The sequence below is a fragment of the Candidatus Nitrosopumilus sp. genome, from assembly GCF_040878665.1.
GTDB lineage: Archaea > Thermoproteota > Nitrososphaeria > Nitrososphaerales > Nitrosopumilaceae > Nitrosopumilus.
The window spans coordinates 128,199-141,775 of sequence record NZ_JBBDLU010000003.1 but is presented as its reverse complement, the minus strand read 5'-3'; the positions used below and the strand labels follow the sequence as shown (position 1 = coordinate 141,775).

17 protein-coding genes and 1 other RNA gene are annotated in these 13,577 nt (G+C 33.1%); 9 read left to right on the top strand and 9 right to left on the bottom strand.

What is annotated here, in order from left to right:
* Positions 1-12: 12 nt before the first annotated feature.
* Together gatD and WDZ98_RS03355 are read right to left on the bottom strand one after the other, a co-directional pair.
* Positions 13-1,302 (bottom strand): Glu-tRNA(Gln) amidotransferase subunit GatD, encoded by a 1,290-nt coding sequence (gene gatD / locus WDZ98_RS03360; RefSeq protein WP_368057030.1) that lies wholly within the window; start codon positions 1,300-1,302, stop codon positions 13-15.
* A 32-nt stretch (positions 1,303-1,334) separates the two neighbouring features.
* Entirely contained in the window at positions 1,335-3,521 is a 2,187-nt protein-coding gene (locus WDZ98_RS03355) for a CDC48 family AAA ATPase (protein ID WP_368057029.1), read from the bottom strand.
* Between the two features lie 106 nt (positions 3,522-3,627).
* Between WDZ98_RS03355 and WDZ98_RS03350 the strand changes: the two genes are divergently transcribed.
* Entirely contained in the window at positions 3,628-4,362 is a 735-nt protein-coding gene (locus WDZ98_RS03350; protein WP_368057028.1) for a 50S ribosomal protein L2, read from the top strand.
* Between the two features lie 49 nt (positions 4,363-4,411).
* Positions 4,412-4,690: an acylphosphatase gene (locus WDZ98_RS03345; protein WP_368057027.1), complete on the top strand. Its 279-nt coding sequence runs from the start codon at positions 4,412-4,414 to the stop codon at positions 4,688-4,690.
* Here WDZ98_RS03345 and WDZ98_RS03340 read toward each other — a convergent pair.
* The 3 genes from WDZ98_RS03340 to WDZ98_RS03330 form a co-directional block, all read right to left on the bottom strand.
* Positions 4,687-5,019, bottom strand: coding sequence for a hypothetical protein (locus tag WDZ98_RS03340; protein ID WP_368057026.1), 333 nt, complete (start codon positions 5,017-5,019; stop codon positions 4,687-4,689). The two genes, WDZ98_RS03345 and WDZ98_RS03340, sit on opposite strands and share 4 nt — an antisense overlap.
* Positions 5,020-5,050: 31 nt before the next feature.
* Positions 5,051-5,362, bottom strand: an RNA gene (gene ffs, locus WDZ98_RS03335) — signal recognition particle sRNA.
* A 276-nt stretch (positions 5,363-5,638) separates the two neighbouring features.
* Positions 5,639-6,553: a TIGR00269 family protein gene (locus WDZ98_RS03330; RefSeq protein WP_368057025.1), complete on the bottom strand. Its 915-nt coding sequence runs from the start codon at positions 6,551-6,553 to the stop codon at positions 5,639-5,641.
* A gap of 82 nt (positions 6,554-6,635) precedes the next feature.
* On the opposite strand from WDZ98_RS03330, the gene WDZ98_RS03325 reads away from it, so the two are divergent.
* The 3 genes from WDZ98_RS03325 (at position 6,636) to WDZ98_RS03315 (ending at position 8,252) form a co-directional block, all read left to right on the top strand.
* A complete protein-coding gene (locus WDZ98_RS03325; RefSeq protein ID WP_368057024.1) occupies positions 6,636-6,875 on the top strand; it encodes a hypothetical protein in 240 nt (79 codons plus the stop codon).
* A 182-nt stretch (positions 6,876-7,057) separates the two neighbouring features.
* A complete protein-coding gene (locus WDZ98_RS03320) occupies positions 7,058-7,753 on the top strand; it encodes a hypothetical protein (protein ID WP_368057023.1) in 696 nt (231 codons plus the stop codon).
* Positions 7,734-8,252, top strand: a complete 519-nt coding sequence (locus WDZ98_RS03315; RefSeq protein ID WP_368057022.1) for a nucleotidyltransferase — start codon at positions 7,734-7,736, stop codon at positions 8,250-8,252. The genes WDZ98_RS03320 and WDZ98_RS03315 overlap by 20 nt, the downstream gene beginning before the upstream one ends.
* A 676-nt stretch (positions 8,253-8,928) precedes the next feature.
* Here WDZ98_RS03315 and WDZ98_RS03310 read toward each other — a convergent pair.
* The gene (locus WDZ98_RS03310; RefSeq protein ID WP_368057021.1) at positions 8,929-9,363 is read right to left on the bottom strand and encodes a hypothetical protein; all 435 of its coding nucleotides are present in this window, start codon (positions 9,361-9,363) and stop codon (positions 8,929-8,931) included.
* 77 nt (positions 9,364-9,440) lie between these two features.
* Here WDZ98_RS03310 and WDZ98_RS03305 point away from each other — a divergent pair, with 77 nt between their 5' ends.
* Complete coding sequence (locus WDZ98_RS03305) at positions 9,441-9,707, top strand: hypothetical protein (protein ID WP_368060927.1); 267 nt, start codon at positions 9,441-9,443, stop codon at positions 9,705-9,707.
* Positions 9,708-9,740: 33 nt separating this feature from the next.
* On the opposite strand, the gene WDZ98_RS03300 is transcribed toward WDZ98_RS03305, so the two are convergent.
* Positions 9,741-10,892, bottom strand: coding sequence for a site-2 protease family protein (locus WDZ98_RS03300; protein WP_368060925.1), 1,152 nt, complete (start codon positions 10,890-10,892; stop codon positions 9,741-9,743).
* Positions 10,893-10,980: 88 nt separating this feature from the next.
* On the opposite strand from WDZ98_RS03300, the gene cutA reads away from it, so the two are divergent.
* A complete protein-coding gene (gene cutA / locus WDZ98_RS03295; protein ID WP_368057018.1) occupies positions 10,981-11,292 on the top strand; it encodes a divalent-cation tolerance protein CutA in 312 nt (103 codons plus the stop codon).
* Here cutA and WDZ98_RS03290 read toward each other — a convergent pair.
* Together WDZ98_RS03290 and WDZ98_RS03285 are read right to left on the bottom strand one after the other, a co-directional pair.
* Positions 11,289-12,341, bottom strand: coding sequence for an mRNA surveillance protein pelota (locus tag WDZ98_RS03290; RefSeq protein ID WP_368057017.1), 1,053 nt, complete (start codon positions 12,339-12,341; stop codon positions 11,289-11,291). The genes cutA and WDZ98_RS03290 overlap by 4 nt on opposite strands.
* A 32-nt stretch (positions 12,342-12,373) precedes the next feature.
* Positions 12,374-12,784, bottom strand: coding sequence for a hypothetical protein (locus WDZ98_RS03285; RefSeq protein ID WP_368057016.1), 411 nt, complete (start codon positions 12,782-12,784; stop codon positions 12,374-12,376).
* A gap of 259 nt (positions 12,785-13,043) precedes the next feature.
* Between WDZ98_RS03285 and WDZ98_RS03280 the strand changes: the two genes are divergently transcribed.
* Positions 13,044-13,187 (top strand): hypothetical protein, encoded by a 144-nt coding sequence (locus tag WDZ98_RS03280; protein ID WP_368057015.1) that lies wholly within the window; start codon positions 13,044-13,046, stop codon positions 13,185-13,187.
* 1 nt (position 13,188) lies between these two features.
* Positions 13,189-13,452 (top strand): hypothetical protein, encoded by a 264-nt coding sequence (locus WDZ98_RS03275; RefSeq protein WP_368057014.1) that lies wholly within the window; start codon positions 13,189-13,191, stop codon positions 13,450-13,452.
* The last annotated feature ends 125 nt before the right edge of the window (positions 13,453-13,577 follow it).

Below are 13,577 nucleotides of genomic sequence, written 5' to 3'. Positions count from 1 at the left end.
GTTGATACCTGATCATATAGAAAATTCTGATGCAATTTTGTCTAACATAATTTCTTTAATCTCATCACGTTTTTCAGTATTTCCAGCTGCCCACATTGCTTTTACCAACGCAACTTCTGGAATCATATTTTCTAATGGAATTATTCCTAAATTAAGCAAATCTCTTCCACTTTCATATACTGTCATTCTTACTCTACCGTCTATACACTGTGAAGTCATTCCCATAAAGATGTCTTTTTCATTTGCAATTTTCACTATTGGATACATGTTTTCTCCTATGTGTCCTAATCCTGTTCCTTCAAAAATTATTGCCTTATATCCTGAATCAATAATATTTTTTAACAATTCTGGATTGTATCCTGGGTAGTATTTTACTAGAGCTACTTTTTCATTTATTTTTATTTTAGGATCAAATTCTTTAATTGTAAAAAATTCTGTTTTCATATTATTATGAATTTCATTATTTATAATTAAAAATGCAGGATCATCTCCAACCGTTTGAAATGCTCCTCTTTTACTGGTATGATTTTTCCTTACTCTTGTACCAATATGACATGCAATGGTTTCATCATTCTCATCTTGATGCATTATTATGTAAATTCCATTAGTTTTACATTTCGTAAGAAATGATACAGCTCCAATCAAATTTAATGCAGCATCTGATGACGCACGATCTGATGATCTCTGTGATCCAACTAATGCTATAGGTATTGAAAAGCCTGCAAGTGCAAAAGAGAGATAAGATGATGTATAATGCATTGTATCTGTACCATGTGCAATAATTATTCCTGCATAATCTGAATTGGAATATTCTTTTATTGTTTCGGCAATTTTTAGCCAATGTTGAGGCATTATATTTTCGGAATATTCTGAAAATAGTACTTTTGTGTCAATGTTTGCAATTTCGGCAAGTTCTGGCACAGACGAATTCAATTCTTCTGCAGTTAATACTGGTGTGACTGCACCTGTTCTATAATCAATTTTACTTGCAATTGTACCGCCAGTTGACAACAACAAAATGTTTGGTAACTCTTCATTTTTTTTGATTACTTTATTTTTCTCTATAATTTTTTCCGAAGATGCAATTTTTTCAATTTTTTCAATTTTTGTAATTTCTAATCCTATGTTATATCCACTCTTTAGTTTCAAAACAACATGCTTGTCATCACTGTGCTCATATCTAGGCATTATTATTCCTGAATATGTTATATCCGCTGAAATCTTTACAGAATCTCCAACTGTAATTTTGTTTTTCTTGAGAAATTCTAATGACTTTCCTTCATATCCAGTATGTTCTGACATTTATGAGGATTAGATTTGTTATTTTATTAAAACTACCTGTAATAGGAGGCTACTAATTTTTCACCCAACTTGAGGTCTTTTTGTTCTCTTACTTTCTTTACTGCTTCCTCAAAGTGTTTCATAGTCACTTTGGCGTCTATACTACTTTTTTCAATATCTTTGACATCTGGATGTGAATCCAAGAATTCATGGATAACTAATGACACTGCAGTATTTGCAATAGATGCTGTGTCTGCACCACTAAGTCCATCTGTTATCTCTCCAAGTTTTTCAAAATTAATATGCATAGGATCATTTTGATCACTAATAATTGGAATTTTTGCAGCATTAATCTTCAAGATACTCTTTCTACTTTCTTTATCTGGAAGTGGAATCTGAATAATCTTATCAAATCTTCCTGGTCTTAACAGTGCTGGATCAATCATATCTGCTCTATTTGTTGCAGCCAAAACTATTACACCATGCATGTTCTCCATACCGTCTAACTCTGTTAGTAATTGACTTACGACTCTTTCAGTAACTGCAGTTTCTCCACCAGCTCCTCTAATTGGTGCAATAGAATCGATTTCATCAAAGAATATAACACATGGTGCTGATTGACGTGCACGTTTGAAAATTTCTCTTATTCCTCGTTCTGATTCTCCTACCCATTTTGATAGGAGTTCAGGTCCTCTAACTGAAACAAAGTTTGCTTCACTTTGAGTAGCTACTGCTTTTGCAAGTAGAGTTTTACCAGTACCACTTGGACCGTGAAGTAAGATTCCTCTTGGCATACGGTGTCCTAATTTATCATAAAGTCCTGGATATTTCATTGGCCATTCTACAGCTTCTTGTAGTTCTCGTTTGACTTCCTCTAGACCGCCAACATCTTCCCATGCTACATCTGGATTCTCGATGAAAACTTCTCGCATTCCAGATGGAGTTACTTCAATCAAGGCTTTCTGGAAATCATCATGATTTACAATTAGTTTATCTAAAGTTTCTGGAGGTAGTTTCTCTTCTTCTAAATTTAAAACTGGTAATAATCTTCTCAAGCATTTCATTGCGGCCTCTTTACATAGATATTCCAAGTCTGCACCAACATATCCATGACTAACTGATGAGATTTTCTCAATGTCTACATCATCTGATAGTGGCATGTTTCTACTGTGGATTGCAAGAATGTCCTTTCTTCCCTTTTTGTCAGGAACTTTAATCTCAATCTCTCTATCAAATCTTCCTGGTCTTCTTAGTGCAGGATCAATTGCATTTGGTCTATTTGTTGCAGAAATAACAATTACTTTGCCTCTTGCTTCTAATCCATCCATTAAGGATAACATTTGCGATACAACTCTTCTTTCAACTTCGCCAGTGACTTCCTCTCTTTTTGGTGCAATAGAATCGATTTCATCTACAAAGATAATTGATGGTGCTTTTTCTCTTGCTTCTTTGAAAATTTCTCTTAATCTTGCTTCGCTTTCACCATAAAACTTGCTCATTATTTCTGGACCTGAAATACTGATGAAATGTGCATTACTTTCATTTGCTACTGCTTTTGCCAGTAGTGTTTTTCCTGTACCTGGGGGACCATACAACAATACACCTTTTGGTGCCTCAATTCCTAATTTTTCAAAAATCTCTGGATGTCTTAATGGCAATTCAATCATCTCTCTAACTTTTTTAATTTCATTTGATATGCCACCAATGTCTTCATAGGTAACTTGTGGAACCCCACGTAGTGTTTCCCCTTTTTCTGCAATATGGAAAACTGTTTTTTGAGTTACCAAAACAGCATCAGCTGCAGGTGTTACTCCTATTACTTGAAAAGTTAAACGTCCGCCAAAATATGGTACCATCACATTATCTCCCTTAATCAAAGGAACACTCTCTAGAGCATCTGCAAGATATCTCTCATCAATTGGTGGAATAGCTTCTAATGGTGCAACTACTACTTTTTCTGCAGCCACTGCTTTTATTTTTCTAACCGAGATAGTGTCTCCAATAGCAATTCCTGAATTGTTTCTCCCTAATCCATCTATTCTGATAATTCCTTTTCCTTCATCAGATGGATATAACGGAAGACATTTTGCAACTGTTCTTCTTTTACCTTTAATTTCTATAACATCACCAGTTGATGCACTTAGTGTGTCCATAGAATCATAATCTATTCTTGCTACTCCTCTTCCAACATCTCTTGTATATGCTTCAAGAACTTTTAGAGAAAGAGCATTTTGACTCATATACACTAGCCTTAATTCTAATTTTTATACCTTTGTGGTAATTTCTCAAACTGACTAAGAAATGTACCACAAGCTTAAAATTCTCTTTACATAGGAAACGATCAACTTGGGTAAGAGACCACTAGTTCGAAGACGAGGCCGTGGAGGTAATCAATTTAGATCTACATCTACTGGTAAAGTAGGCTCAAAAGCAAATTATCCACGTTTTCCACTTTCAGAACAACATGAAGGTGAAATTATTGATCTAGTTCATGAACGTGGTAGAGAAGCACCATTATCTAAAATCAGATTTGAAGATGGTTCTGTTTCATTTGTTCCTGCTGTTCTTGGAACCAAAGTAGGTGAAACTTTGCAATTTGGATTAAAATCAACAATTGAAAAAGGAAATGTCATTAGTATTCAAAATATCCCTGATGGTACAATTGTATGTAATATTGAAAAGCATTTTGGAGATGGTGGTGCTATTGTAAAATCTGCAGGTACTAACGCAACTATTTTCTCTCACGGCGATGGTGGTGTAACTGTTAAACTACCTTCTGGAAAATTTGCCACCCTTAATCCAAAAAATAGAGCCATGATTGGTACTCTTGCTGGTGGTGGAGCTAGCGAACGATTCTTTATGAGTGCAGGTAACAAGTGGCGTAGTTTTCGAGCTAAAGGAAAGAAATATCCAATTGTAAGAGGAGTTGCCCAAGCTGCATATGTACACCCCCACGGTGGTGGTCGTCATCAACACGTTGGACAAAGTTCAACTGTATCACGAAATGCTCCTCCTGGTGCAAAAGTAGGTAGCATTGCTGCTAGAAAGACAGGTAGAGCTAGAATTAAAGAACGAAAGTAATCTTATTTTAGCCTAATATTGATTAATGCCTGTTTGAAACACAATTTCGATGTCAAATCAGCGTGTTAGACTTTTTGTAACAGGTAAAGTACAAGGTGTTTTTTTCCGTCAAACATTGAAAGTAATGGCAAAGAAAAATGATATTTTCGGTTGGGTTAAGAATCTCAAAGATGGCCGCGTTGAAGCAGTTTTAGAAGGAGATGAAGAAAAGATTAGTAGATTAATTGAATGGGCTCATGGAGGACCTGCTAATGCTAGAGTTGAGGATGTAGATATACGAAATGAAAAATTCACTGGAGAATTCTCAAAATTTGATGTTTTGTATTAATGAATTTCTTCAAATGCATCTTTAATGGCTTGACTAAAGTCTAACATCTTTTGTTCTTTCTTAATGTGAATAATCTGTATTGGTTCTTTTCTATTTTTTTGAATTTTAATAATAACTCCGTCTCTTTCTGGCTCTACGTCTGCAAACCATCTAAATGTCATTGATTTACAAAAAACTACTCTGTGCATCCTGATATCTTCTATCACTTTATCTCCTAATGAGAAACAAAATTCTCTAATTGAATCAAACAGTGGTAAGACCGAACTTGGAATTTGCTTCTTAAAGTCTTCATAGCTTCTTTTGTTTCCAAAAGAGATAATTCCTTCCATGAGTTTGCAAATCCGATTTTAATTATAAAGGTAGTAGATCTGCTGGTTCCAGTCTAGACGAATAGCCCCATTTCAAGGCATACAAGATCCGCCACGTTGACGAGGAAGCGTGGATGCCCCATCTTAGGATTGCTCCCTCCCGGACCTCATCCCTTTCGATGGTTCGGTCTTAGAAGTTATCCCTTCGGATATTTCTAGTCCTGCAACCACCCGCCTCGGCGTGATTTCATTTCCGCACACCAAGCGGGAATTACCCATCTAGAGATTTACCCAACAGTTACTGATCTCTGCATATAGCCGGTTTCAGAATAGGGCACGGCTAGCACCCTGATCTTACCTACTACCAATTTTCCTAAGAAAGTATGTTATATTTGCATAGCGAGGATCATCCTATTATGCTAAGCATGAATCAATGTATATTTTTAAAATTCATGCATGTATTTTTGATCTTATCTAAATCTATATCAAAATGATCTTTAGATCTGTACTCAATCTAATTTTTTTAGATTACTATTATTTTTTCATACTTTGAACATTGTATGATTTACTAGTTAGTGCAAAGCATTCAATGAAACAAGAAGAGATCACTTAACTTGTTGGGTGGTAGTTCACATTTACATTAGGTTTGATTTTCTTTTAGTTTTAAAACCATGCTACATACTGAGCATACGTCGCCTGTACATTCATTACCACATTTTTTACAAATTGTTTTTTGCTTAGTGTTAGAATTTTTAACTATCTGAGATACTTTAAGAATTGATTGATACAAGTTATTTTTAATTCCACTATGTTGATTTTCCAATGAATTTAAAAATTCACGAATTTCTGTTCTTATTCCTTCGTTCATGTGTGGACAAGGTTCAGATTGAAATGGCATATCATTTGTAAATGCGTAAAAAACTATTTCAGATTCGTAAATCTCACAAAATGGTTTGATTTTTCTTAAAGAATTTGTAGATGTGTCAGGATCCATCCATCCAATTTTTGTTGTGTCGCCTGAAAGCATGTTTATGACAAACGTTTGTAATGTGTCATCTAGATTGTGACCAGTTGCAATTACATCTGCACCAATATCTTTTGCAGCGTAATCGATTGCCCTCCTTCTTAATGTTCCACAAATTGAACATGATGATGTTTTGTCATTCTCTCTTAATTCTAATGCTTCATCAAGTGTAAGTTCAAAAAGATCTTTGTATGAATAGACTTTATGTTCAACATTTAGTTCATTACAAAATTTTTCTACAATCTCTAATGCCTCATTTCTATATCCTGGAATGCCTTCATCAATTGTAATGGCTTTAATTTTAAAACTATGTGTAGATGCCATTTCATTAATTATTTTTAATAATGCAAGAGAATCTTTTCCTCCCGATACTGCAACTGCTACTAACTCATTATGTTGAATCATATTATATTTTGAAATTGTTTTAGCAGTTTTTCTTACAATCGAGTTTGAGAAGCATTTTGAACACAGTTTTTCACCTGAATATTTTCTTGTGTATGCTGCAGGATTCTCACACCTATCACATTTCATGAAATTAACTAGTTTTTTTCATTAATGATTCTTTAGGTATGCTGACCAGTCTGTTATAACCATCTAAACACTAACTCTTGCCATGGCTAGTAAGCAGATTTACCAATCCAATCAGAAGGACGACACTATCTACTATCATGTTAATAAGATTGTAATATTTATTGAAAAACAAAACAAACTTCTTTCTGCAAAAAAACTAGAATCTTTTCTAAAATACAATGATGAAATGATTGTTCATGATATTTCAGAGAGCACTAGGTACAGAAATCTTAATCATTTTGTATTATTGGCAAAAATCTTGCAAAAAGATTGGGTGAAATAATAAAGGTAGATGGAAAAACAGGGTAAGACCAATTAGAATTGTAAAATCAGTTCCATATTTGACAAGATGGTAATGAGATAGAACTAATGTGACCTTAACCTAATCTATCTCCCTTACCCAATGGTATTATAATAGACATTTTTGTCTAAACTTTATATATATATCAATACTAACAATACTGCGTGATGGAAGATCCAACGGTGCTTTTAGAAAAGATGGCACCAGCATTGTTATTTGCTCAAAAGCTACCCCCTAGACCTGTCTATAATCTAAAGAACCTCGATACAATGGATGAATCAACAAAAACAGTACATAGACGAATCAAATCATTACTACCACTAGGTCTTGCAACGTATAATCGCGGTAATTTTTCTATCAAAAGAGAAGTTGTATCTCAGCCAGTAAACATTTTAAAAAAATTAATTCCGTCACTACTTACACTAAAACAAGCACGAAGATTTGGACGTTCTTACAATAATTCAGATATCAATTTTGTCATTAATCATAAACCAGAAACTGCAATGATCACACTAGATTATCAAGCATGGGAGATGACTAAATTTCAAATTCCACAAAATCTGTATGTATATGTAGACGATGTAGAAAAAAGTGTTGAGTTTCTTAAAAAAAATAATTTTAGTGAAGGAGTGAAAGGTCATGTCATATTATTACCAAAAATTGGTTCATTTGACAATAAAATAGAAAGAATCTTTTTAGACTGTCTTGCAAATGGAGGAAGAAGCATATTAGATGCAGTTGCGATTCAATTACTATATGGAGATTCAATTAAAGTAAAAGCACGGTTTCCAATTGAAACTATAATTAAAGTTCAAGAGGACTTACCAAGTGAGAAATTAAATGAAACCTATAATTCGTGAAGCGTTTAACATTACAAAAGATTTAGGCTCTGTGACATTTGTAGGAGCAGTTGCAGTAATTTTACAAACAAATGAATTGCGTCAATCACAAGACATTGACTTTGTAATTGCAAATGAAATCTCAAATGAAGAACTACTAAACAAACAATATAGAATTGTGCAGGAAAATAAAAAAGAGAAAAAATACACTCCTAGAGGATATAAAATTGATATCTATAGCTCACGTGATCTAAATGATATTCCTTTGCAGACAATAATCGATAAAGCTCAAGCCATACCTATTGATAATAAAGGAAATACGGTAAATACCATGAGCCTAGAAACGTTAATTGTATCAAAATTTAGGGCAAACAGAGACCAAGACGTTGAAGATTTGAATAGAATTGTCAAGACACGCTACAAGGACATATCCGTAGATAATCTAAGAGAATTAACCAAAAATGATACAGAATTGAAAAACATACAAAACACACTAAGGTTTTTTGCTGAAAATCCTTAATTTCATAGAATATTTAGAAGATCATAGTTTAGTTCTTTTGTGCCTAGACATGTTTAACAAATGTGACTGAATACTTTAGGTATAGCAAATCCATTTTGGTGCTCTAGGATTAGATAGATAGTCTATACAAATCAGTAGTCTAACTTTTTTTATTCTGATCAAAGACATAACATTTCTCTAAAATTATCCTCAAAGGTCAATCGAACTTAATTTGAGCCACATTTTGAACACAAATACTCTACTCCTGAGGAATAATATGTTAGTTCACAATCTTCTTATCTGGTAATAACATCGTCTTTGCAGTATCACAACATCTTACAATTGCAGGTTGCATATTGATCAAATCCTCTAGTATTGCACATTTTCTACCTAGGTCATTTTCTTTTACAAATAACTTTCAGAATTTTCTTTCAGCTCTTTCTAGCGATTTGATTCTCTGAGCGTATTGTGGCCAAATTCATTCTCTTTGAATTTTAGATTTTAATTCATCAGAGAAATTGTCTTTTGAATATACTATGAAGTAATATTATGTCAAATTGATATTTAGCTATTATTCTACAATTAAAACTAGAATTAAGGTATCAGATTAAGAAAATATTCAACACATGAATAATCTAATGTAAAATATTACTAAAATTTATTTTAAAAGTTTGCAATAATAAAACATGTATTGGGATTATTGTACGGGTATTTCATTAATCATAGTACGTGTTAACTTGAGTTCTGTTTTGAGCATTGTTTCTCTGTTGTATAATTGGTCTATTGTCTCCAATTGTTTTCTTAAAAGTGTGTTTAGTGTTCTATTTTTTATTTGAGATGTAGCTGCGGTTTTACTTCTAAGACTAACCATCCTTTGCATTAAATAGACTATTGAACTGACTTTGTTGATCTTATAAGTTGGGGATTTTCCAATATTGCCAGATTGTACAATCATACCATTAGATAGTAACTTGTCAATTTCCTTGAATGCAGTAGTACGACTCATACCGATACCTTTCACTAATTCAGGTACTGTAAATTCATTTTTTGGAAAAGCCATGAAAAAATCAACCATTTTCATACGTGGTGAATCTCCATAAAGTGCAAGTATACCTGACTCTGCTTTAGCCATGCTACACATAATATAATCAATATACTTAAAGATTAATTTCCAATAGTATCATTTGAGTACTATTGGTTAAAAGCACAATGACTGACACGGAAATACAAGATACAATCTTGTTTTATTTGTGGCAAGAGAGTGCATGGGGGGAAGATTATACCAATTATGAAAAGATGAAAAGACGTGTTGGAATGGTAGTCAAGAATAACGGTAAAAACACCGATAAACAGTTAAAGAAATTAGTTAATGAAAGGTTGGTTTTGAAACTAAAACAAGGTCGTACTTATTCATTGAATCATCTTTACATGCAAACTATCGAACAGAGATTAATTACTGTTGAATTTCCTGTATAGTAAAATAAAGAAGGATTTTATCATCTAGGTATTCTAGATTGTGAACCATCCAGACTTGATATATGATAAAGCGATGTTGAGGCCAAATAATGCAAAGGTGAATGCGTAAATTCCCCACATTGTTATATTTACTGCCTTGTCTGAGATTTTTTTGTCAATTATTGTATGGATGAATTTTCCTCCATCTAGAATTGGTAATGGAAGCATGTTGATAATTCCTATGAAAAATGAAATCATCCAAAGCCATAACAAGAACATTGAAACATTGGGATCATTCCATTCAATGAAATTCATTACCGGTTTGTAAGCAAATGAGTTATCTCTCATAATTCCAATTAATCCCCTTTCCGGATCCTCTGGTGAAGGAATGATCTCTACTGGAAATTCTAATGTTTGACCGTCTCTTAGAACAATAACACTAGCTGTTTCACCTGGATTTAAGATGGGAAAATCAATGGGACTAAAGATCGGTATACCATTTATTGATGTAATGATGTCATTTGCTAGTAATCCTGCTTGCTCAGCTCCTGAATTTTCTATGATTGAAAGTATCAATACACCGCTAGGTAACTCATAGAAAATACTTAGAAGTGGTTCAGGTAGCACCATAGCAAAAAACGGATTTGTTAATAGGACTGCACCTAAAATAAATGCAAATATTACATTTGATGTAGCGCCTGCTCCAATAACTCTTAATTTTGAAATCTTTTTGGATTTCTCAAATTCTTCTTCGTCAGGTTCTACGAATCCTGCAAACATTGCAATGAATATTGCAAAACCTCCAGTTTTTATCTTAATTTTCTCAAGAGCTGCTACTATTCCGTGTGCTCCTTCATGAATAACTAGTACAATTGGAATGGAAAGTAAAAAATATGCAATTGATGATGTTGAGGTCAAAGTAACTCCTGGAATAAGTACTGTTAATGGTGCAAAATCAGTTGGCACTACAAAAAAGTTTGAAACATTATTTAACAAAAACCAAAACGCAAAAGCCATCATAATAAAACCGGCAACTACACTTGTATCTGCAAAAACCCTAATGCCTCTTTTTGTTCGACTTAGTACTTTTAGGAGTACTGAGTTTACGCCCTTGTTCTTGTATACCAAACTATATGCCTTTATCTCAAAACCATATTTTTCAAATTTTAGAGCTTTGGCAATGACCACAATTACTACCCATGCCATTAAGACATAGATTATCGAATTCTGAGTAATAAAATCAAGTTCCAAACTAATTGTTAATTTTTTAAACCACAGTCATTTATCGGTTACTATGAAACCAGTGATAATCATCTCAACATATCCTAGTAAAAAATCAATTAGTATTGTTGCAAATGAACTTGTAAAAAATAAGATTGTTGCATGTGTCAATATTTCTAAAATTTCTTCAATTTACTCTTGGAAAGGTAAGATAGAAAATACCTCCGAATACCTTGCTATCTTCAAAACCGTAAGAAAAAACAAGGCATTGTTGAAAAAGAAGATCAAAGAAACTCATCCATATGATGTTCCTGAAATCGCAGAAATTGATGTAACTTCTATTAACAAGCCATATCTTGACTGGTTGATAAAATCTACAAATTAAGATTCTATTGCGTATCGTAACAAAGAAACTATTCCACCCAAACCTGTAACTCTCAAACCAATATCTGTAGATGAATCAACACTGTAAATTTTTACTCCCTTGTCTTCAACATCATTTAGAAAATCCATTATTTGTTGTTCATTATTTTCTTGAATTGCTTTATCAGAAAATACTAGTGATTCCACTGCACCCATTTGATTTGCATTAAAAGTTTCTTCATATCCCATTGTAAATTTCCTGCTTTTCTTATTTGCAAGAATCATGATTTCATCAATTATTGATGATGCTTTGGCCAATTTATTATCTGACATTATTTCTTGCATTGTTTGTGATTTTGTAAACGTGTAAATCCCATCTTCTCCTCCGGAATCAATTCCTTCAACTACCTGAATTTTATATTTTTGAAGTTTTTGTGATTTTTCAATAAAATTTGCAAATCTCTTTTTTGTTTCACCTGGACCAAAAATTACTATTGTGTCACCTTCCTTGAAAATACTTGATAATGCTTGCAGTACTTGATCAAAGAATTTTTCAATATTAAAGTTAGTCTTGTATCTTTTCCCACCAGAACCTGAGTAGATGTTTGGCATGAATTCTAAATGTGTTCCTCTTAATCTTGCAATTCCACTATCACTTGTATCAATTGCAACTAGCACAAAACTAATCTGATTATTACTTGATTCTAAAAGCTTTTTTTCAATAGGCAGCCATTTTTTCTTTAAAATTGTAATTCCATCATTGAGTTTTAAAATAAATGAGTGATGTGATCCATGTGGCACTGATTCACTACTTGATTCAGAAATTGTTCCACCAACTCGTAATCTATCTAAAACCCCATCAAGTGAAATCTTTTCTACTGTTAACGCTATCCTAATTTTTATTCTCTCACCTTTATCTGGTCTGGAATAATCTTTATCTTGTTTTAAAACTCTAGTTGTATCTCCTATCACTTTGTCATTTTCTTTGATTATGCGACGTAAATTCAAAAGATCTTCAGAATCCTCTGGGATGACAGAAATTGAATTGTCATCTATAATTTTTGTTATCATGATTTTGTTTTATTTTACAAAAAGAAAAGAGTTTAGCTTGTTTCTGTCTTTGTCTCTTCAGCTTTCTTTTTCAAGTAATTTTCAACCCAATCTAACGTTAAAACACCTGATTCTGCCAGATTTGTAAGCGAGTTTGCAGAAGCTTCACCAGTGACTTTACCATTAGTTCTTCTTAATTGTCTCCATTTTAGAGACGTATTTCCGCTTTTTGAGTTGTAAATAATTCCTAAAACATCTTTTCCATTAACAAATGTAATGTCTCTAATTTTTTTTAAAGTTACTTTATCAGCTGCTTCGACATAAATTGCACCTAAACTATCTTCTCTTTCTGCAAAAACCTCAAAATCTTCCAAATAACTTCTTGGAGCATAGGATTTACACGTACTTGAGATTACAAATCTTCTGAAACTTTCCAATGAGGCAGGTGTATCTATTGCAACCATTTTGAACTGATCATCAATTCGCCATTTATAATATTATGGAAAAGTACTTCCTGTCTTCATTCTATATTGTAACAAAATGTCTCAAAAACACGTTTGAACAAACATTCTTAGAATTTAAGGTACTGCTCAAAACCTCTTTTTGTATAATTCCACTGTTATAATCATACTTTCATTTGTAGGCTTCTGAGAGGTGTGGTTTGACTCGTAATGGTGCAACATCCTTCTAAAACATTATTAGAAACAAACACTAACTCAAAACATGCAATCTTCTGCAAAAACAAAGAAATCAAATGACCTCACTCCAGAGGAGATAGCAGATATTAAAGAATACTCATCTAGTAAAGAAAAACCAAAACATTTCAAAAATGTTAAAGAACTCATAAAAGATTTAGAAAACGATTAGATTGTGGGAATTTGACAGAAAAAGCAAATTCAAAAAACAATACAAATTGTTAGGTTCTGTCAGACAAGAGAGAGTCAAGAAAGCATTAATGCAACTTGCTTATTCTGAAAAACCCGAGTCATTAGGAGTCTACAAATCATCTATGGAAGTATATGCATATGAATTAGGACGTGACGATCGAATGATTTACAGGGTCGATTATGATAAACATACAATAGAATTAGTCAGGATCGGAGATCATAAAATGACATATGGTAAAGATTGATCCGCTGGTTCACCAACTTGAAAGACTCAATAGGAATCCGCTTAAAATATGACTGTGGGCCGTGATGTACCTATCCCTTTGATTGATGATGAGGATCTTGAGTTCTGAGCCTGCATTAGGATTTT